Raw genomic sequence first — 19,263 nt, 5'->3', positions numbered from 1 at the left:
TTTTAAAGTTGATAATGAATAAAGTTCTGCTGTTTTTTATTTTTTTGTAAACTCAATTAAATAAAGAATGGTAGAACTTTTTTCTATGTTGCTCGAATAAAGAATAACAAGAGAGGTGCTGTGAAGAAATGAAATTATATACAAAAACAGGAGATAAAGGAACGACAAGTGTAATAGGTGGCAGGGTTGATAAAGATGATATCCGTGTGGAAGCGTATGGAACAATAGACGAGGCAAATTCTCATATTGGATATGCAATGACTAAGCTTCAAGGCGGGGCTTTTATAGATATTTACAATGAGCTCGAAAATATTCAACATGAACTATTTGATTGCGGAGGAGACTTGGCAATAGTGGAACAAAAAATTCCTTATAAAGTGACAATTGTGATGGTTGAAAGTTTAGAAAGAAAGATTGATTTATATATAGAAGAAGCCCCGCCACTAGAACGCTTTATTTTGCCAGGTGGTAGCGAGGCAGCGGCTACTATTCATATTGCACGTACTGTTGTAAGGAGAGCAGAACGCTCTATAGTATCATTGCAAAAAGAAGTGAAAATAAATGAAGTTGTATTAAAGTATGTAAATAGATTATCTGATTATTTGTTTGCGATAGCTCGAGTAATAAATGCCCGATTACAAGTGAAAGATGTGGAGTATAACCGTAGTGCAGTAGTTTTTCGTGATAAGAAAGAGAAGGAAGTGGAGTAATTCACTTTCTTTTTTTGTATACTTTTTTCTGTAATATACCAAAATAGAGAAGGTATGGTGGTAATTAGAAAACGGAGGATGTATATGAAAGTTTTAAAATGCGGTGTCATGTTATTGAGTATACTGTTTGTATCTCAATTACATGTTTATGCAGAAGAAAATCGATGGACATGGCCTGTTGAAGGTCAGATAAGTGATTATTTTGGGACAAGGCATGGAAAACACTATGGTATTGATGTAGCTGCGCCGATTGGAACGCCTGTGGCAGCTATCCAAGATGGTAAGGTAACGAGGTCTTATTATTCAAGTAGTTATGGAAATGTTGTATTTATTAAACACGGAGAATATGAAGCTGTATATGCACATTTAAATAAGAGATATGTGGATCAAGGAGATTATATTTCCAAAGGAGAAAAAATTGGAGAAGTAGGGAACACGGGAGAATCGCGAGGTGCGCACTTACATCTAGAACTTCATCAAGGAAGATGGACGATGGCGAAAAAGAATGCGATGAACCCATTGCTTGTTTTAAGTGAACAAAGAAATGAAGTTGTTTCTTCGTCATTATATGTCGTACAAAAAGGGGATACTTTAGTTAGTATTGCACGGAAATTTAGTATGACACTTAAGGAAATTAAAGAAAAAAATGGATTGCAGCAAGAGCTAATTTATCCTAATCAACAATTATATGTTAAGTAAAGGAAACGCTTCAAAAATTAAACTTTGAACAAATTTATGTTCTTCTTAAATAAGATTCAATGTAAATGAAATTATATGGGCGCTTTTGCTAGAACTATTGAGTGAATCAGAGCATCTATATCTAAAAGAAAACCGTCCCAAAATTTATTTTGGGACGGCTTCTTTTACCAAAAAATAAAGACACATATAAATCCAGAAATAGCTAAATAGCTATATAAGTAAAAAACTTTTGTTCTTGTTTTCTCTTTTGTTCGAAACAGTACGATAGTCGGTTCAATTAAACCGATTGTCAAACAAAGTAGGCCAAGAAGCATACAACCAATCGAGATAGAATACAGGGCGATTTGTGGTGCTTGAAATGGAATCATCCATTTTAATAAAAATGCAATAAGTGCAGTGTAACAAATACTACCGATGTATTTATTCAGTGGTGTATTAGAACGAAAACCAGGAAGTTTTTTTAAGAAAGAGCGGGAAACAACTTCTGTTTGTAAAGATGTATGCTCTTCAATAATTTTTTGAGCTTCTTTTCCTTTTTGAAAAAGAGATAAGATCCAATTTCGCTCACCCTGAAAAATAAATTGAGAAGTTGTCAAATAGTGATCAATCTTCACTTTATTCCAACTCTTCCACGGATGACGCTCACACAATTTTAATTTACTTTCTGTTTTTTTATCATACTGATAAATACTGATGCCATCTTCATCGAAAGTAGCATAGTATGTCTCGTTTGAGAATGTGCCTAAATCAATTGGGCAGTAGAAAAGTAATTCTTTTTTTAAGTAAAAGTATTCTTTTCTTAAGTTTTTTTTCATTGCTTCTCGAATAGAATGTCTCTTGTCTTTTTTCATGACATTTCCTCCATAACTCAGAAAATGTTCTTATCTTAACAATTCAATATCTTATCACTTTTAATTATATATGACTAGGTAATTCAAAAGAGAAATGCCGAATAATAAAAAATATGGATTGTATTGTAAAATATCTCCAATTTATTTGTTGTTACGAAAAATAAATAACTAATTTTAAATAAGTTACAATTTTTTAGTTCACAATGTTATGAGGTTGTTGTATAATGAAGGGGAAAATAGAATATCGGTCTATCTTCGGGGCAGGGTGAAAATCCCGACCGGCGGTGATGAACTATTTATGATTTTGTTCTAAGCCCGCGAGCCGTTAAGGCAGGATTTGGTGTGATTCCAAAGCCGACAGTATAGTCTGGATGGGAGAAGATGGAGGTTCAAGCGTTCAAAAAAGATATGGATTTGAACGTCTGTTTGATGTGCCTTAAATTCTCCCTTTGTGTAAAACACAAAGGGTTTTTTCGTTCTATGAAAAAATAGGCATAGCAGAACCTTTCCACTTTCCATGAGATGATCGATGGAAAAGGAGAGAGAAAGATGAAACAAAAAAACAGTGTAGTGCAGATGGTGAGTGTAGCGATGCTAAGTAGTATTGCATATTTACTAATGATGTTGGATTTCCCGTTCCCAGGGCTTCCGCCATTTTTGAAAATTGATTTTAGTGATGTACCAGCTCTAATTGCGGCAATTATCTTTGGACCAGTAGCAGGAGTGATTGTAGAGGCGATAAAGAACATTTTACATTACGGGATTCAAGGAAGTTTAACGGGAGTACCAGTTGGAGAAATTGCAAACTTTATTGCAGGATGTTTATTTATTGGGCCAGCAGCTTTCTTATTTAGAAAGTATCGTACTGTGAAGAGTTTAACTACAGGATTAATGCTAGGGACAATTACAATGGCACTTATTATGAGTGTATTAAACTACATCATCATATTCCCGGCGTACACTTGGTTTTTAAATTCACCAGCTATGTCTAGCGAAGCTATAAAAACAACGGTTGTAACGGCAATCTTACCATTTAATTTAATTAAAGGGATTGTTGTAACAATTGTATTTGTAGCATTATTCTCACGCCTGAAAGTATGGGTGTTTGCAAAAATGAAAAATGCATAATATATACTAAAACCATTAGTAGTGTGAAACTACTAATGGTTTTTTATTAAGGAAAATAAAATTTAGATACAAAAAACGCCCCTCATCAATAGGAGGGGCGTTTTTTGAAGTTAATAAAAGACTATTCGAATTTTAAAGCGTCTCCGTCGAATGATTCGTCAGCAACTTTAATTGAGTCAGTTGGACAGCCTTCGAATGCATCCATCATATCTTCAATTAATACATCTGGAATTTCAACGATACCTTGGTTATCATCTAATGTTACAAATGCAATACCTTCATCATCATAGTCATAAATGTCTGGTGCAGCAGCGCCACAAGCACCACATGCAATACAAGTATCTTTATCAACGATTGTATATTTTGCCATCTTTTTTCCCTCCTGATAATATGTATGTGAAAAGCTCGCCATAAAAATTATAACCTTATTGTAAAACGGTTTGTAAAACTTTTCAACATAAAATTATAATGATAATGCTTATCAATTAGAGTGTCAACTTATTTTTGAATTATGTCATAAGATTTTCAAAATACGTAAATATGATTTCGTTTGATACAATAGAATATATACAAGTATATAGTTCTTATATGATAAGTTTAATGAGCGACAGTAGATAGTGTAATTGTACTGAAAAGAATGAAGTTAAGATTGGAAGGTGGAAGCGGTCATGCAAATACAATATACTTTGTTGCATTGTTTAAAACAATTGAATGGTGAAAGAACCGTTTCTTCTATTTATTATTTACTAAAGGGCAAACGTTCTTCGCAAACTTTACAAGATGGAAATATGTTCCGAGTTTCTTTTTTGTTCGGAATATATAAATTATTAAATAGAAATGACTATGATGGTGAAGTTGCAAAGTTGTTGCAAGCGGATTTTATTCAAGAAATACATGAAAATACATATGTGTTAACACCTACGGGTAAAATGCAGTTACATAAATGGGAGGAAGTTTATGCTTTTCCGGCGCATTTGCATGGTTTACATTATGGTGAATTAGGTGAAACATTTTGGAAAAGATTATCATTAATTATTCAAACCATATCAAATTTACAACAGAATAATACGAGATTTATTCCAATTCAGCAAGATACAGAAATAATGATGTGGGTGAAATGTTTTCTAACAGGAAGGCCATATAAGAGAAGTGAGTTGGCGAGAAAACTATGGACGGAAGTACATAATCTTTTAGAAAAGAGTAATGCGATAGAAGCGACGATTGTAACATATCGATTAACGGGTTATGAACGCATTGGTTGTACATTGCAACAATTAGCAGAAATTACGAAACAAGATATATTCAGGGTGTATTTTTTATTTTGGGGTACAATACATTTCTTTATACAAGAAGTTCGTGATAAAGAAAATGAATTTCCACTATTAGCTGAAATTATATCTTATCCAAATGAGAGAGCTGAATTATTTAGTTTATCCACGAAAAAAACATATAATTTTTGGAGACAAGGACGTTCTTTAGAAGAAATAGCGGCGATTCGGAATTTAAAGGTTGCAACGATAGAAGATCATTTTGTTGAAATTGCTTTGCGAGAAAAAGATTTTTCTATTGAAATGTTTATGGAAAAAGAAAAGATAGACAAAGTAATAAAAGTAATTGAAGCATTGCAAACGCGGAAGTTACGTGTTTTGAAACAAGCGGTTGGAGAAGATATCTCTTATTTTGAAGTTCGTCTTGTATTAGCGCGGATGGAGGGTGTAAATGAAACTTGAAGAATATTTATATAAGTGGTTTGGATATTCTGAATTTCGTCCAGGTCAAAAAGGAGTAATTACAGATTTATTAGAAGGAAAAGATGTGATAGCAATGCTTCCGACTGGAAGAGGGAAATCTATGTGCTATCAGTTTCCGGGGCTTATGCGAGAAGGAACAGTGCTTGTTGTATCACCGTTATTATCTTTAATGGAAGATCAAGTGACACAATTAAAGTATGTTGTGAAAAACCGAGTGATAGCATTTAATAGTTTTCGGACATTAAATGAAAAAAGAGAAGCGATGAAAAAATTATCTTCATATAAATTTATTTTTGTTTCACCAGAGATGTTGCAGTCGGAGTTATTAATTAGGGAATTGAAGAAAATTCATATTTCATTATTTGTTGTTGATGAGGCTCATTGTATTTCTCAATGGGGTTATGATTTTAGACCGGACTATAAAAAACTAAATGTAGTTATTGAAAATATTGGTTCTCCTACAGTATTAGCATTGACAGCCACAGCGACAAAAGGGGTACTGCAGGATATCGCAGATAGTTTAAATTTAAAGGGTGCCGCGGAACATGTATACTCTATTGATCGTCCTAATATTGCAATGGATGTGCAATTTGTAGAGACGATAGAAGAAAAGAAAGAGGCGCTTTTAGAGCAGGTGATGTATTTACAAGGGCCGGGGATTGTATATTGCTCAAGTAGAGCGTGGACAGAAAGGTTAACGGAATACTTGAGAGGGAAAGGTGTTACTGGTGTAGCTTTTTATCATGGTGGTATGGAACATGAAGAGCGTATGTTAATTCAACAGCAGTTTATGAACGATCAATTGCAACTTGTAATATGCACAAGTGCATTTGGTATGGGGGTAAATAAGGCGAATACGCGATATATTATTCATTTTCATTATCCAACTAATATAGCCTCTTACTTACAAGAAATCGGAAGAGCTGGAAGAGATGGCGAACCGAGTATAGCTATTTTATTATGTAGTCCGTTGGATCATGATTTACCAATTTCAATCATTGAGGATGAATTGCCAAGTAAGTCACAAATAAAATTTTTATTTTCTTTACTACAAGAAAGAATATTTCAAACGAAGGAATTACCAATAGAAGATGTAGAAGAAATTTGTTATAATGCAGCAAGATTTAATGAGCAATATTGGCGTTTCGTTCGTTATCATCTCGAACAGGTTGGAATTATACAACAACGAAGATTATTATTAGAAGGTTTGTCAGATGAAATCATGAACCGATTAATAGCTGAAGTAGAAATAAGGTTGCGTAATAAATATAGTGAGCTAGAAAATATGAAGTCATGGATACAAGTTAAAGGGTGTAGACGTGAATATGTGCTGCAACAGTTCGGTTATAGGAAAGAGCAAGAGTTAATTAATTGCTGCGATTATTGCGGTATTACCAAAGAAGATTATAAAAAAAGACGAGCGCAACAATCGGATTTCGACTATAATTGGGAAACAGAGTTACAAAAGCTTTTCGGCCTAGAAAAGATGGAGGAATGATGAATATTCAAAGGCATAATGTTGAAGATATGAGTCCGCAGGAAATAAGGCTGAATCTATATATAACACAGTTAATTATTATCGGTATTGGCTGTTTACTGGCATATATATTATTTCAAGATGTAAAAGAAGTCTTTAATTTATGGAAATGGGAACCAGTATCTATACTTATTATAGGTGGTTTGTTAGCGATTGGTATTGTGTTATTAGATTATGTTGCAATGCGAGTGTTTCCGGAGTCATGGTTTGATGATGGTGGTATTAACGATAAGATGTTTCGAGGAATGTCCGTTCTACACTTACTCGTTATTACGTTCTTGATTGGTTTTGCAGAAGAATTTTTATTTAGAGGTGTAGTACAGACTCATTTTGGAATTGTAATTGCGAGCTTCGTATTTGCAGTGTTACATATTCGTTATATAACAAAGCCATTTTTATTTTGTTTCGTCTGTTTTATTAGTTTTGTCTTTGGTTATGTATTTGAATGGACAGGAAATTTGTTTATAACAATCTTTGCACACTTTCTTGTTGATTTTATAATGGGACTCCAATTAAGAAAATAAATGGAAGGTGGTGGTGAACAACATGAGGAAACGAATTCCTGATTTTGAAGAGGAATTAGAAGTTGAGCGAGTGGAAGAAAAAGAAAGTTTACCGCCGCGTAGTGAAATTCATAGAAATAAAGAGAAAAAACAAAAGTTTAAAATAAATCACATTTTCGTCCGGGTTTTAACATTTCTATTCATTCTTCTGCCGATTAGTATTTTGTGGTACACGGATAAATATATTCAGGTGAAGGGTGATAGTAATAATGCTGGAAAAAGTGCGTTTGAAGTAATCTTCTTTGATTCAGCTAAATCTGAGTCGCAGAAACATTCTGAAAAAGTAATAACGCATACTGTGAAAGAGGGAGAAACTTTAGAAAGTATAGCGAAGCAATATTTTTCAGATGGAAATGGAATTGAAGTAATTAAAAAGTATAATAACTTGCAGGAAGATGAAGTGAGTGCAGGTCAAGAATTAAAAATTCCGATAAAAGATAAGTCCACAAAGCAAGAAAGCTAGCGAGTTAAGCGATCACAGTTTGTTATAAAAGCCTAGGATTATCTTTATGAGGAGGGAGTCAAAAATATGATATGGATTATATTATTCAGTACTCTCATAGGCATGGGGATTTTATTACTTTTTGTGATGTATAAAGAAGCGATGCGTAATACGGTGTTGGAACATACTTTAGTATTTAAAGAATTTCCGAAAAGTTTTCAAAAAGTAAATGTGTTTTTTATTTCTGATATTCATAGAAGGGTCATTTCGAATTTGTTAATTGAACAAGTAAAAGGAAAAGTAGATCTCGTAATTATCGGAGGAGATTTAGCAGAGAAAGGTGTCTCTTTATCAAAAATCTCTGCGAATATTCAAAAGTTAAGAGAGATAGGTCCTGTATATTTTGTGTGGGGAAACAATGATTATGAGATAGAATATCATGAATTAGATGCGTTATTATTAGAAAATAACGTAAAAGTTTTAGATAATACAAGAGTGGTATTTGAGTCTGAATTAGGAGAGAAAATTTGTTTGCTCGGTATAGATGATGTTGGATTGCACCGTGATCGTCTAGATTTGGCATTGGCGGATTGTAAAGAAGATGGTTTTCGTATCCTAGTTAGTCACAACCCTGATATAATAAAAAAAATGTCTGGAAATGAACAGATTTCACTTGTGTTAAGTGGACATACGCATGGAGGACAAATCCGATTATTCCCATCTAAAAAATATTTAAAAGGTGGCGTATATAACCATTTGAATACGATTCTCTTTGTTAGTAATGGGTATGGAACAACATTGATACCACTTCGTTTCCGAGCACCTGCTCAAACACATATCATTACATTGTGCGGAGGGAAATGATGCCAACTCTTAGTGGGAAATATAATATAAAAGCCGTTTCGAATATAATTGGAGTTCAGCCGAGTACGCTTCGTGCATGGGAAAGACGATATCAAATTATTGCCCCAAAGCGGAATCAAGCTGGGCATCGCTTATATACAGAAGAGCATATTCAAATTTTAAAATGGTTAATGGAAAAAGTTTCTTCCGGTATGATGATTGGACAAGCAGTTCAGTTATTAGAAGAGAATCGTTTGCAGAGTACAGTTCAAAAAGAGATACATTTCGATAAAGAAGTTGTTTTAGTGGACGATTTGCTACAAGCTTTGTTAAAATTTGATGAAATTACAATTGCTGCATTATTAAACGAAGCTTTTAGTATATATTCAACAGAAAAGGTTGTTGCCAGTATCGTTCTTCGAGTGACAGACAAATTATTAACGTCAAAAAATAATAATGAGATTTCAATGGTGCAATTTCAATATGCACTATCATTTTTACAAACGCGTCTAGGGATGGTGTATCACAATGCCTCAATGTTTTCCTCTTTACACAAAGTTATTGTGTTAGAAAAGGATGCATTGAAAGGATTTATTTTTTCAACTTATTTACGCTTAAAAGGATATGAGGCGATATATATTAGGACAAGCTTAGCTGAAGATGGTATGTTATCAGCGGTAGAGGAAATACAGCCGAAATATGTATTTATATCTTTTGCTGACGAACAAGAAATGAAAAAGACGATGAACTTTATAAATTTATTACAAGAAAAAAGGGAATCTCTTTCTGTTGGATTTATCGGAAAGCTAGGCGTTCTAAACCAGTTGGACATTGAAACAATCTTAATTGGTGATACGAAAGAAGAATGGGATGGATGGTTAAAAATGTCGGAATAGTTGTTCGAAAAGAACCATCTATTTTCTATTTCATATAATAAAAATTAGATGCATTGGTTACGTAGGGAGGGTATGAGATGAGGCTGGAACGATTAAATTACAATAAGATAAAAATTTTTCTAACATTTGATGATTTATCTGAACGAGGATTAACGAAAGAAGATTTATGGAGAAATGCACCGAAAGTACAGCAATTATTTCGTGATATGATGCAAGAAGCAAATAAGGAATTAGGGTTTGAAGCAGATGGTCCGATTGCAGTTGAAGTGTTTTCTCTACAAGCACAAGGGATGGTTGTAATTGTAACGAAAGAAAATCAAGAAATGGATACAGATGATGAGTTCCGTGACGAGTTTATTGAAATGCAAGTGACTCTAGATGAAAGTGAGCATATATTATATGAGTTTGCTACGCTAGATGACGTAATTAACCTGTCGAATCGCTTATATAACCTTGGTGTAACTGGCGGAAAGCTATATACGTGGGATGAGCGCTTCTATCTTTGGGTGGAAGAAGAGGAACAAATTCAATTGTTAAAGGCGGATTTTATAGCTATTTTAGCGGAATACGGTAATCCGTCTACAGCAACCATTTATCGCATCATGGAGTACGGTAAAGAATTAATGGATGTTAACGCGATAGAACAAATACACAATTACTTTGTGAAAAAACAAAACCTCAGCTAATACAACATAGCTGAGGTTTTGTTTTTATTTGGAGAAGGGAAGGGATGATTGTAAATACTCGAACATACTTTTTGAAAATAAAATATGCAGTTTTATGGGAGGGTGGTTGATGAAAATAAAAAATATTTAAATATTTAAGTATTTTACTTTTCTAAAAGTAATAAAAGGACTATAATAATAGTGAAAACGCTTGCAACAGAAAATAGTTTGTATATATTTGTTAGCGTTTTCTATTGCATTCCAAATTTAAGGGTGTATACTAGGCAATGAAGGTTTACTAAACAAGTGAAATTACAGGGGGTTTACTTACTATGGTAGCCGAAAAGGGAACTCAAACAAAAACACAACAACAAAGGGAACAACATTTTGAACTATTGAATTCAACACAAATTGTTATTAGTGAAGCGTTAGAAAAATTGGGTTATCCAAACGAAGTATATGAATTATTAAAAGAACCAATTCGTATGATGACAGTGAAAATACCAGTTCGTATGGATGACGGGACTGTTAAAATATTTACAGGATATCGTGCGCAACATAATGATGCTGTTGGTCCAACGAAAGGTGGAATTCGCTTCCATCCGAATGTAACAGAAAATGAAGTGAAAGCACTTTCAATCTGGATGAGTTTAAAATGTGGTATTGTTGATTTACCATATGGTGGAGGTAAGGGTGGAATTATCTGTGATCCACGTGAAATGTCATTCCGTGAGTTAGAAAGATTAAGCCGCGGTTATGTACGAGCAATTAGCCAAATCGTAGGTCCGACGAAAGATATTCCAGCTCCAGATGTATTCACAAACTCTCAAATTATGGCGTGGATGATGGATGAGTATAGCCGTATTGATGAATTTAATTCACCAGGATTTATTACAGGTAAACCGCTTGTATTAGGTGGATCACATGGACGTGAAACAGCAACAGCGAAAGGTGTAACAATTTGTATTCGCGAAGCTGCTAAAAAACGTGGCATTGATATTAAGGGTGCACGCGTTGTTGTTCAAGGATTCGGTAATGCTGGTAGCTTCTTAGCTAAATTTATGCATGATGCAGGTGCGAAAGTTATTGCAATCTCAGATGCTTACGGCGCGTTACATGATCCAAACGGATTAGATATTGATTATTTATTAGACCGTCGTGATAGCTTCGGTACAGTAACAAAGCTATTTAACAATACAATTTCAAACAAAGAATTGTTAGAACTTGATTGCGATATTTTAGTACCAGCTGCAATTGAGAACCAAATTACAGAAGAAAATGCTAATGATATTAAAGCGAAAATCGTTGTTGAAGCTGCAAATGGTCCAACAACATTAGAAGCGACTAAAATTTTAACAGATCGCGGAATTTTGCTTGTTCCAGACGTGTTAGCAAGTGCTGGTGGTGTAACAGTATCTTACTTTGAGTGGGTACAAAACAACCAAGGTTACTACTGGACTGAAGAAGAAGTAGAACAACGTTTAGAAAAAGTAATGGTAAGATCATTTGATTCTATTTATGAAACAGCACAAGTTCGTAAAGTGAACATGCGCTTAGCGGCGTACATGGTTGGTGTTCGTAAAATGGCTGAAGCAAGCCGCTTCAGAGGTTGGGTATAAAATATTATATCTTGAGAAAACGTGATTTCCTTTCGAGGGAATCACGTTTTTTTGTTGAAGTATTAAATGAGGTGTTGTATATGGAGAATGAAATGCTGGAACGAGTAGAACAATTAGAAGAGAAGGTTAAGAGGTTAGAGGGAGAACTTGCAAGAACGATGAAAGCTCGAAAAATAAGTACCGTTCGGATGTTCGGGGAAGGGTTACTGTTTTTGGTATTTGGTGTGGTTGTAGTAGGGCCGATTATTGCCGTTGTAATCTCGATTTTTACTTGGCTTGCTGAAAAATAAAATAAAAATAAAAAGAACGCTTGTTCTATACGAACAAACGTGCTATACTCTCCTTAGATAAACAAAACGGAAATGATTTTAAGGAGAGATAAATGATGAAAATGACAGTAGACCAAAGATTTATGATGCCAGCAGATGTTGTAGAGCGAGTGGAAGTATTACGAAACAAACAAAGCAAGCGTGGCACATTATTACAATCGGTAAATAAATTTTTCGGTTTAGATACGAAAGAAGATTGTGTTTGGTTTTACGGTTTTTATGGAGTGGCTGTAAGTATCTTGTTGTTTATGGTGTTCACTTCAAATATTTTCGATTTTCTCTTCGCGTAAGAAATATGCGATAAGGACATTGCTACCGAATACATATATAAGGAAGTAAGGTAATCTTCTAGAGCGGGAGTTGGTAGCAATGGCGATGTTTCCTATAGAGCGCAACTATATTGGATATGGAAGTTCACGACCGGGGATTCCTCTGACTAAAGTGAGATTTATTGTAAGCCATGATACGGGGAATCCTGGAAGCAATGCGATAGGGAATCGAGATTACTTTAATGAATTACAACCGAAAGCTTCGGCGCATACATTTATAGATGATAAAACAATATTGGAGATTATTCCTATAAATGAAGTTGCGTATCATGTTCGATATGGTGTGCCGACGGATAATGACTTATATGGCTATGACGCGAATAAGGCGGCCATTGGAGTGGAACTTTGTTATGGTGGTGATGTTAACTTTTGGGAAGCATATAATCGTTTTACATGGTATCATGCGTATTTATGCCAAAACTTTGGCTTAAATCCGAAAAAAGATATCGTGTCACATAAAACGCTTGATCCAGCTAGAAAGATTGATCCTGAGAATGTATTAGGGAAACAAGGTATTAAATTTCAGCAGTTTTTAGCAGATGTCTATCGGATGTACGTTTCGTTTAGATGACAAATATATGAAAAATGAATACAATAAAGATAGGTGCCTACTGCTGTAAGTAGGTTTTTTCTTGTTTTTATAAATAGTGTATTGGTAGAAGACTAGGAGTGGACGAGTATGCAGAAAGAAACAGTTATTATAATCGGAGGCGGTCCGTGCGGATTAGCGGCTGCAATTTCGTTGCAAAAGGTAGGGATAAATCCGTTAGTAATTGAAAAAGGAAACATTGTAAATGCCATTTATAATTATCCAACTCATCAAACATTTTTCTCTTCTAGTGAAAAATTAGAAATTGGTGATGTAGCTTTTATTACAGAAAATCGTAAGCCAGTTCGAAATCAAGCGCTTGCGTATTATCGTGAAGTAGTAAGACGTAAATCTGTACGTGTAAATGCTTTTGAGCGAGTGGAGAAAGTTCAAAAAGATGGAGAAGCTTTTCAGGTTGAGACGACAAAGCGTGACGGAAGTAAGGAAATATATATAGCGAAATATATTGTTGTAGCAACTGGATATTATGATAATCCAAATTATATGAATGTTCCAGGTGAGGAATTGAAGAAAGTAGCTCACTATTTTAAAGAGGGGCATCCTTATTTTGATCGAGATGTAGTAGTTATAGGTGGGAAAAACTCGAGTGTAGATGCCGCGTTAGAACTTGTTAAATCTGGTGCACGTGTAACGGTACTGTATCGTGGAAGTGAGTATTCACCAAGCATAAAGCCTTGGATTTTGCCGGAATTTGAGGCGTTAGTACGAAATGGTACAATTCAAATGCATTTTGGGGCTCATGTGAAAGAAATTACTGAGCATACATTAACGTTTACAGTTGATGGTGAAGCTCTTACAATCAAAAACGATTTTGTATTTGCGATGACTGGTTATCATCCTGATCATAGCTTCTTAACGAAGATGGGTGTTCAGATTGATGAAGAAACAGGACGTCCAATTTATACAGAGGATAGAATGGAAACGAATGCTGAAAATATTTTCATTGCAGGTGTCATTGCTGCTGGAAATAATGCAAATGAAATATTTATCGAGAACGGAAGATTTCATGGAGATGCGATTGCGCAAACCATTGCATCAAGAGAAAAATAAAAAGGAGCTGTCGGGAAAACCTCGACAGCTCCTTTTTATTCGTGCATAAACATATTTTGAATGGATTCATGAGAATTTGTATTCTCTAATGCAACAAGTAATTTAATGCGTGCTTTTTGTGCATTTAAGCCGTATGTGAATACAATGCCCATATCTTTTAAGTGTTTACCGCCACCTTCATACGAATATACGTCTTGAACGATACCGTTGAAACAGCGAGAAACTAATACGACAGGAATACCTCTATTTAATAATCTTTCTAGACTAGGTAGTGTTCTTGGAGGGAGATTACCTTGTCCAAGAGCTTCGATAACAATGCCGTCTACAGGAAGATTTTCGATTGCTGCTAATAATGTATCATCCATGCCAGCATATGCTTTTAGAACAACTACATTTTTAGACACTTTGTTTATCGTATATGTTTCGTGATGTACTAAAGCGTGATGGAAGACAACGCCGCGTTTTGTTACCATTCCAATTGGTCCGTATTGTGGGCTTTGGAATGTTGCAACATTACTTGTATGTGTTTTCGTTACATTTGTAGCGCAATGAATTTCGTCGTTTAATACGACTAAAACACCTTTTTCTGCAGCTTCATCACAACTAGCAACTTTTACAGCTGATAAGAAGTTATATAGACCATCAGCACCTAACTCATTGCTAGAGCGCATTGCACCTGTCACTACGATCGGAATAGTTGCTTGTACTGTTAAATCTAAGAAATAAGCTGTTTCTTCTAATGTATCCGTGCCATGCGTAATGACTACGCCATGAATGTTGTCTTGTTTTACTCTTTCATCAATGATGACTTGTAATTGTAACATTTCGCTCGGTGTCATATGAGGAGATGGTAGGTGGAACACATCTTCAACGATTAAATCAACATCGCCTTCTAAATCAGGAATGAATTTTAAAAGAGGATTTTTTTCACCTGGTTGTACGACCCCAGTTTCTTTATCTTCCTCCATTGCAATTGTTCCACCTGTGTGTAAAACTAGGATTCTTTTCAATGCTTATACCCCTTTCAAGTAAAAAAATACATTTAGAACATAACATGTTTTGAGTAAATTCGACAATGGAAATGTATAAAAGTATGCCTCGAAAATGACAATAAAATTAACTGCTATATGTACGATGTATAAAATCATGAAACGAAATGTGCAAATATAGTATAGGAGGGAAGAATTCCGGTGAAAAAGATGGAGAGAATTTTTATTCGTATATTAATAATACAATTCATTTGTCTTTCTGTTGTGCAATTGTTATTTATACATAAGTCATCAGTGAAATATTTATCTAAAATTGTTTATTATGAGGGTGTCATGGTAAAAAACAAAGTGGAAATCTTGCAGGTGAATAGGTAGTTTTCATTTTCTTCTATGAAGGATTATGCTACAATAATTGAGGATTTAATGACGTGAAGCAAATGAGAAGAAGCAGGGTGAACACCTGCTTTTCGTTTTGTTTTATAAGTGAAAAAATGAGGTGTTACAATGGATAAACGAATTTCAATTGCTATAGATGGTCCAGCAGCTGCTGGGAAAAGTACAGTGGCAAAAGTTGTTGCGAAGGAACTTTCTTACGTTTATATTGATACAGGCGCAATGTACCGTACGCTTACATATGCAGCCCTTGAACAAAAAGTAGACATTGAAAATGAAGAGCAGTTAATGGAAGTTGTAAAGAATGTAAATATTGAGTTTCAGCAAGGAGAAAATACACAGCTTGTATTTTTAAATGGACAAGATGTTTCTGAAGTAATTCGTACACCTGATGTGACGAATCGAGTATCTATTGTAGCGAAACATCGCCTTGTTCGTGAAGAAATGGTACGTCGTCAGCAAGAGTTAGCGAAAAAAGGCGGCGTTGTAATGGACGGCCGTGATATTGGTACACATGTATTACCGGATGCTGAAGTGAAAATCTTTATGCTTGCTTCTGTTGAAGAAAGAGCGGAAAGAAGACATTTAGAAAATTTAAATAAAGGTTTCGATTCTAATTTAGAGCAGCTAAAAGAAGAAATTGCTCAGCGTGATAAATTAGATTCAGAACGCGAAGTTTCTCCACTAAAAAAGGCTGATGATGCATTGGAATTAGATACGACTTCTTTATCAATTGAAGAAGTTGTCCAAAAAATTATGAGCATTGTTTCTGGAGTGTTTGCGAAATAAAGAAAGGGGATAGTCCTCTTTCTTTTTTTGTTTAAATAGAAATGTAAAGGATACGTGAATTGTGAGTCTCTTTCCTTGACAAATGAGCTGATTTGTAAGAAGTTAGTTAAAGAGGAATAAAACTGTCAGAATATATTCGCTATTATATTTCAAAACATACTTTTTTCAAGCTGGTTTTGCTGTATACTATTTATATAGGTTTAATATATTTTCTTGTGAATGTTATTGAAAAAGAGTATGTGATGAGAAATTCTTAAACATGCAAATGAAAACTTTGTTTTCATTTCGTATATACATAAAAAATGCTTTGTCAATTCTGTAGGGAGGTATTTCCATGGTAGAGAAAATGAATGAAGAAGTTATGGATTCAAAAGAATTACAAGTTGGTGACGTTGTTACAGGTTCTGTAACGAAGGTTGAAGAGAAACAAGTGCTTGTAAATGTTGGATACAAAACAGATGGCGTAATTCCAATTAGTGAATTAGCTAACGTTCATATTGAAAAAGCAAGCGATGTTGTAGAATTAGATCAAACACTAGAGTTGAAAATTATTAAATTAGAAGAAGATGATCTTGTCTTATCTAAACGTGCTGTTGATGCAGAAAAAGCATGGGTAGAACTACAAGAGAAATTTACTTCTGGTCATGTATTTGATGTTACTGTAAAAGATATTGTGAATGGCGGATTAGTTGTGGACCTTGGTGTTCGCGGTTTTATTCCAGCTTCACTTGTAGAAGTACATTATGTAGAAGACTTTACTGACTATAAAGGTAAAACATTAGCGGTGAAAATTGTTGAATTAGACCGTGAAAAAAATCGTGTAATCCTTTCGCATAAAGCGGTAGTAGAATTAGAACTAGATTCTAAGAAAAAAGAAGCAATTTCTTCATTAAAAGAAGGGGACGTTGTTGAAGGAACAGTACAACGATTAACTGACTTTGGCGCATTCGTTAACGTTGGTGGAGTGGACGGTTTAGTTCACATTTCACAAATTTCACACGAACGTGTAGAGCAACCTTCTGAAGTGTTAGAGCAAGGTCAAAAGGTTAAGGTAAAGGTGTTATCTGTTGATGCTGATACACAACGTATTTCTTTATCAATTAAAGCAGCTCAACCAGGACCTTGGGAAAACGTTGCTGGCGAAATAAAAGCTGGAGATATTCGTGAGGGAGTAGTAAAACGCCTTGTTACATTTGGTGCATTCGTTGAGATTTTACCGGGCGTTGAAGGGCTTGTACACGTATCTCAAATTGCAAATCGTCACGTGAAAAATCCGAATGAAGTATTGGAAATGGGACAAGAAGTAAAAGTGAAAGTACTTGAAGTTCACGTAGCAGAGAAACGTATTTCTTTAAGTATAAAAGAAGCGCTTGAGGAAAATAATGTAACTGAAGATTATAGTCAGTATGAGCCAAATGCTGATTCTGCTACTTTCCAATTAAGTGATATTATTGGTGAACAACTGAAAAAATTAAAGAAATAATGAGGGGTACAAGTGGTAAGGGCAAAACGTAAATTAGATCATATTGAATACGCTCTTTCTACTGGTCAGTCTCGTACGCATGGCTTTCATGATATTGATTTTGTGCATCAAAGCTTGCCAAATTCAAATTATGACACAATAACATGTGAAACAAAAATCGGCGAACTTTCACTAAGTTCGCCGATTTTTATCAATGCGATGACTGGTGGTGGAGGAGAGAAAACGTTACATATTAATGAGCAATTAGCATATGTAGCGAAACATCATAACCTTGCTATGGCTGTAGGTTCGCAAATGGCGGCGTTAAAAGATGAAAGTGAAGCTGCTTCTTATAAGGTGATTAGAAAGGTAAACCCAAATGGTATTTTCTTTGCTAATTTAGGTAGTGAGGCAACTATCGAGCAGGCAGAGCGCGCCGTTGATATGATTGAAGCGAATGCATTACAAATTCATTTAAATGTCATACAAGAGTTAACGATGCCAGAAGGAGACCGTGATTTTACTGGAGTACTTCAGCGCATTGAGAAAATTGTTTTAAATAGTAAAGTTCCTATCATTGTAAAAGAAGTTGGATTTGGGATGAGTAAGGAAACAATGCAACAGTTAGTGAACGTAGGTGTAACAGCAATTGATATTGGTGGGCAAGGTGGTACGAATTTTGCTGCTGTTGAAAACGAAAGAAGACAGCGAATGCTTTCTTATTTTAATAACTGGGGCATACAAACAGCAACCTCGATTATTGAAGCAACCTCTACAAATAATAACCTCTCTTTTATTGCATCTGGGGGTATACAAACAGCGCTTGACGTAGCGAAAGCAATCGCATTAGGGGCGAATACAACTGCGTTTGCTGGTTATTTTTTACGTATTTTAATGCAAGATGGTATCGAGAAGTTAGTAGATGAAATTGAGCTTCTACATACAGATTTGAAATTTATAATGACAGCTCTTGGTGCGAAGACGATAGAAGAGTTGCAATCTGTACCTCTTGTTGTAAAGGGTGAAACATATCATTGGTTAATGCAGCGTGGTATTGATACTGCGCATTATAGTAGGAGATAAAAAATCAACCATTCGGTTGATTTTTTTTTGTTCTATTCTTTTTCGTAATATAAAGTGGAGAATGGAATTAGTATTATATAAAAATATCATTTCGTAAAAATTGTAATTGAAAAAGGGTTGAAAAATGTAGATGGTGTGTTGTCGAATTACTGGAGAGAACTTAATTTTTAATGGGAATAGGTGAAGGTAAAAAGAAGTAATGGGAGGATATAGTATGCGAAATATTATTTCGATATAAATAGAAATCATTAAACTGATTATGTAAAAGACGGTTTCGTACAATATAGAAACCGTCTTTTTGTATTAATTAGTGCTGGTTTTGTTTTCGAGCCTGTTCTGGTGTATCAAGTCCAGTTGCACCTGGATATTGTAGTGATTGATCACGATCGGATTCAACGCGGCGTGATTCTCGTAGTTTTCGTTCTTGGCGATCTTTACCCATAATGAATAACACCTCCTTGTTAAAAGTGTTGCTGTTATAAGAAAAAACTATGCGTAAATAAAGTGGATTAACTTTCATAAAAA

The 19,263-nt window shown here is 34.7% G+C and carries 23 protein-coding genes and 1 riboswitch; of the genes, 19 read left to right on the top strand and 4 right to left on the bottom strand.

What is annotated here, in order from left to right:
* The first annotated feature begins 128 nt into the window (after positions 1-128).
* Together ACUN13_RS08065 and ACUN13_RS08060 are read left to right on the top strand one after the other, a co-directional pair.
* Entirely contained in the window at positions 129-710 is a 582-nt protein-coding gene (locus tag ACUN13_RS08065; protein ID WP_000781269.1) for a cob(I)yrinic acid a,c-diamide adenosyltransferase, read from the top strand.
* Between the two features lie 84 nt (positions 711-794).
* Positions 795-1,409 carry a peptidoglycan DD-metalloendopeptidase family protein gene (locus tag ACUN13_RS08060; protein ID WP_000866117.1) on the top strand — a complete coding sequence of 205 codons (615 nt, stop codon included), beginning with the start codon at positions 795-797 and terminating at the stop codon, positions 1,407-1,409.
* A 164-nt stretch (positions 1,410-1,573) separates the two neighbouring features.
* On the opposite strand, the gene ACUN13_RS08055 is transcribed toward ACUN13_RS08060, so the two are convergent.
* On the bottom strand, positions 1,574-2,260 hold the full coding sequence (locus ACUN13_RS08055; RefSeq protein ID WP_000710837.1) for a hypothetical protein: 687 nt from the start codon (positions 2,258-2,260) through the stop codon (positions 1,574-1,576).
* Between the two features lie 247 nt (positions 2,261-2,507).
* Positions 2,508-2,647: riboswitch (FMN riboswitch) on the top strand.
* Positions 2,648-2,809: 162 nt separating this feature from the next.
* Here ACUN13_RS08055 and ACUN13_RS08050 point away from each other — a divergent pair.
* On the top strand, positions 2,810-3,388 hold the full coding sequence (locus ACUN13_RS08050) for an ECF transporter S component (protein WP_000810855.1): 579 nt from the start codon (positions 2,810-2,812) through the stop codon (positions 3,386-3,388).
* 121 nt (positions 3,389-3,509) lie between these two features.
* Here the strand turns inward: ACUN13_RS08050 and ACUN13_RS08045 are convergent, their stop codons facing one another.
* A complete protein-coding gene (locus ACUN13_RS08045) occupies positions 3,510-3,758 on the bottom strand; it encodes a ferredoxin (protein WP_001151993.1) in 249 nt (82 codons plus the stop codon).
* A 298-nt stretch (positions 3,759-4,056) separates the two neighbouring features.
* Here ACUN13_RS08045 and ACUN13_RS08040 point away from each other — a divergent pair, with 298 nt between their 5' ends.
* The 12 genes from ACUN13_RS08040 (at position 4,057) to ACUN13_RS07985 (ending at position 14,022) form a co-directional block, all read left to right on the top strand.
* Positions 4,057-5,118, top strand: a complete 1,062-nt coding sequence (locus ACUN13_RS08040) for a helix-turn-helix domain-containing protein (protein WP_445423747.1) — start codon at positions 4,057-4,059, stop codon at positions 5,116-5,118.
* Complete coding sequence (gene recQ, locus ACUN13_RS08035; protein ID WP_000762973.1) at positions 5,108-6,637, top strand: ATP-dependent DNA helicase RecQ; 1,530 nt, start codon at positions 5,108-5,110, stop codon at positions 6,635-6,637. The genes ACUN13_RS08040 and recQ overlap by 11 nt, the downstream gene beginning before the upstream one ends.
* The gene (locus tag ACUN13_RS08030) at positions 6,637-7,200 is read left to right on the top strand and encodes a CPBP family intramembrane glutamic endopeptidase (protein WP_001025780.1); all 564 of its coding nucleotides are present in this window, start codon (positions 6,637-6,639) and stop codon (positions 7,198-7,200) included. The genes recQ and ACUN13_RS08030 overlap by 1 nt, the downstream gene beginning before the upstream one ends.
* Before the next feature lie 22 nt (positions 7,201-7,222).
* Complete coding sequence (locus tag ACUN13_RS08025) at positions 7,223-7,702, top strand: LysM peptidoglycan-binding domain-containing protein (RefSeq protein ID WP_001231553.1); 480 nt, start codon at positions 7,223-7,225, stop codon at positions 7,700-7,702.
* A gap of 66 nt (positions 7,703-7,768) precedes the next feature.
* Complete coding sequence (locus tag ACUN13_RS08020) at positions 7,769-8,545, top strand: metallophosphoesterase (RefSeq protein WP_000637791.1); 777 nt, start codon at positions 7,769-7,771, stop codon at positions 8,543-8,545.
* On the top strand, positions 8,545-9,420 hold the full coding sequence (locus ACUN13_RS08015; protein WP_001142718.1) for a MerR family transcriptional regulator: 876 nt from the start codon (positions 8,545-8,547) through the stop codon (positions 9,418-9,420). The genes ACUN13_RS08020 and ACUN13_RS08015 overlap by 1 nt, the downstream gene beginning before the upstream one ends.
* Before the next feature lie 77 nt (positions 9,421-9,497).
* Complete coding sequence (locus tag ACUN13_RS08010) at positions 9,498-10,106, top strand: genetic competence negative regulator (RefSeq protein ID WP_001235402.1); 609 nt, start codon at positions 9,498-9,500, stop codon at positions 10,104-10,106.
* 311 nt (positions 10,107-10,417) lie between these two features.
* On the top strand, positions 10,418-11,704 hold the full coding sequence (gudB, locus tag ACUN13_RS08005) for an NAD-specific glutamate dehydrogenase (protein ID WP_000225173.1): 1,287 nt from the start codon (positions 10,418-10,420) through the stop codon (positions 11,702-11,704).
* Between the two features lie 80 nt (positions 11,705-11,784).
* A complete protein-coding gene (locus tag ACUN13_RS08000) occupies positions 11,785-11,994 on the top strand; it encodes a hypothetical protein (protein WP_000426763.1) in 210 nt (69 codons plus the stop codon).
* A gap of 92 nt (positions 11,995-12,086) precedes the next feature.
* Entirely contained in the window at positions 12,087-12,323 is a 237-nt protein-coding gene (locus tag ACUN13_RS07995; RefSeq protein ID WP_001983018.1) for a DUF3961 domain-containing protein, read from the top strand.
* Between the two features lie 79 nt (positions 12,324-12,402).
* On the top strand, positions 12,403-12,933 hold the full coding sequence (locus ACUN13_RS07990; protein WP_001240655.1) for a peptidoglycan recognition protein family protein: 531 nt from the start codon (positions 12,403-12,405) through the stop codon (positions 12,931-12,933).
* A 108-nt stretch (positions 12,934-13,041) separates the two neighbouring features.
* The gene (locus ACUN13_RS07985) at positions 13,042-14,022 is read left to right on the top strand and encodes a YpdA family putative bacillithiol disulfide reductase (RefSeq protein WP_001168522.1); all 981 of its coding nucleotides are present in this window, start codon (positions 13,042-13,044) and stop codon (positions 14,020-14,022) included.
* Between the two features lie 35 nt (positions 14,023-14,057).
* Here ACUN13_RS07985 and ansA read toward each other — a convergent pair whose 3' ends face one another.
* Positions 14,058-15,032, bottom strand: coding sequence for an asparaginase (gene ansA, locus ACUN13_RS07980; RefSeq protein WP_000822010.1), 975 nt, complete (start codon positions 15,030-15,032; stop codon positions 14,058-14,060).
* Between the two features lie 180 nt (positions 15,033-15,212).
* On the opposite strand from ansA, the gene ACUN13_RS07975 reads away from it, so the two are divergent.
* The 4 genes from ACUN13_RS07975 to ACUN13_RS07960 all read left to right on the top strand — a co-directional run bounded on the left by ACUN13_RS07975 (position 15,213) and on the right by ACUN13_RS07960 (position 18,738).
* Entirely contained in the window at positions 15,213-15,386 is a 174-nt protein-coding gene (locus ACUN13_RS07975; protein ID WP_000738057.1) for a YpfB family protein, read from the top strand.
* A 129-nt stretch (positions 15,387-15,515) separates the two neighbouring features.
* Positions 15,516-16,193, top strand: a complete 678-nt coding sequence (cmk, locus tag ACUN13_RS07970) for a (d)CMP kinase (RefSeq protein ID WP_000361252.1) — start codon at positions 15,516-15,518, stop codon at positions 16,191-16,193.
* A 334-nt stretch (positions 16,194-16,527) separates the two neighbouring features.
* A complete protein-coding gene (gene rpsA, locus ACUN13_RS07965; protein ID WP_000229559.1) occupies positions 16,528-17,676 on the top strand; it encodes a 30S ribosomal protein S1 in 1,149 nt (382 codons plus the stop codon).
* A 12-nt stretch (positions 17,677-17,688) separates the two neighbouring features.
* Complete coding sequence (locus tag ACUN13_RS07960; protein ID WP_000251036.1) at positions 17,689-18,738, top strand: type 2 isopentenyl-diphosphate Delta-isomerase; 1,050 nt, start codon at positions 17,689-17,691, stop codon at positions 18,736-18,738.
* Between the two features lie 307 nt (positions 18,739-19,045).
* On the opposite strand, the gene ACUN13_RS07955 is transcribed toward ACUN13_RS07960, so the two are convergent.
* Positions 19,046-19,180: a YpzI family protein gene (locus ACUN13_RS07955; protein ID WP_000513900.1), complete on the bottom strand. Its 135-nt coding sequence runs from the start codon at positions 19,178-19,180 to the stop codon at positions 19,046-19,048.
* Positions 19,181-19,263 lie beyond the last annotated feature (83 nt).

Source organism: Bacillus cereus group sp. Bce041 (genome assembly GCF_052646455.1).
The sequence above is the reverse complement of the archived record's forward strand: the minus strand, read 5'-3'. Positions and strand labels throughout refer to the sequence as shown.

Coding starts and splice junctions, on each gene's coding strand:
- ACUN13_RS08050 (WP_000810855.1), top strand. CDS start 2,810: ATGAAACAAAAAAACAGTGTAGTGCAGATGGTGAGTGTAGCGATGCTA.
- ACUN13_RS08030 (WP_001025780.1), top strand. CDS start 6,637: ATGAATATTCAAAGGCATAATGTTGAAGATATGAGTCCGCAGGAAATA.
- ACUN13_RS08045 (WP_001151993.1), bottom strand. CDS start 3,758: ATGGCAAAATATACAATCGTTGATAAAGATACTTGTATTGCATGTGGT.
- ACUN13_RS08060 (WP_000866117.1), top strand. CDS start 795: ATGAAAGTTTTAAAATGCGGTGTCATGTTATTGAGTATACTGTTTGTA.
- ACUN13_RS08025 (WP_001231553.1), top strand. CDS start 7,223: ATGAGGAAACGAATTCCTGATTTTGAAGAGGAATTAGAAGTTGAGCGA.
- ACUN13_RS08040 (WP_445423747.1), top strand. CDS start 4,057: ATGCAAATACAATATACTTTGTTGCATTGTTTAAAACAATTGAATGGT.
- ACUN13_RS07985 (WP_001168522.1), top strand. CDS start 13,042: ATGCAGAAAGAAACAGTTATTATAATCGGAGGCGGTCCGTGCGGATTA.
- ACUN13_RS07995 (WP_001983018.1), top strand. CDS start 12,087: ATGATGAAAATGACAGTAGACCAAAGATTTATGATGCCAGCAGATGTT.
- recQ (WP_000762973.1), top strand. CDS start 5,108: ATGAAACTTGAAGAATATTTATATAAGTGGTTTGGATATTCTGAATTT.
- ACUN13_RS07955 (WP_000513900.1), bottom strand. CDS start 19,180: ATGGGTAAAGATCGCCAAGAACGAAAACTACGAGAATCACGCCGCGTT.
- ACUN13_RS07990 (WP_001240655.1), top strand. CDS start 12,403: ATGGCGATGTTTCCTATAGAGCGCAACTATATTGGATATGGAAGTTCA.
- gudB (WP_000225173.1), top strand. CDS start 10,418: ATGGTAGCCGAAAAGGGAACTCAAACAAAAACACAACAACAAAGGGAA.
- ACUN13_RS08015 (WP_001142718.1), top strand. CDS start 8,545: ATGCCAACTCTTAGTGGGAAATATAATATAAAAGCCGTTTCGAATATA.
- cmk (WP_000361252.1), top strand. CDS start 15,516: ATGGATAAACGAATTTCAATTGCTATAGATGGTCCAGCAGCTGCTGGG.
- ACUN13_RS08000 (WP_000426763.1), top strand. CDS start 11,785: ATGGAGAATGAAATGCTGGAACGAGTAGAACAATTAGAAGAGAAGGTT.
- ACUN13_RS08065 (WP_000781269.1), top strand. CDS start 129: ATGAAATTATATACAAAAACAGGAGATAAAGGAACGACAAGTGTAATA.
- ACUN13_RS08010 (WP_001235402.1), top strand. CDS start 9,498: ATGAGGCTGGAACGATTAAATTACAATAAGATAAAAATTTTTCTAACA.
- ACUN13_RS08055 (WP_000710837.1), bottom strand. CDS start 2,260: ATGAAAAAAGACAAGAGACATTCTATTCGAGAAGCAATGAAAAAAAAC.
- ACUN13_RS08020 (WP_000637791.1), top strand. CDS start 7,769: ATGATATGGATTATATTATTCAGTACTCTCATAGGCATGGGGATTTTA.
- rpsA (WP_000229559.1), top strand. CDS start 16,528: ATGGTAGAGAAAATGAATGAAGAAGTTATGGATTCAAAAGAATTACAA.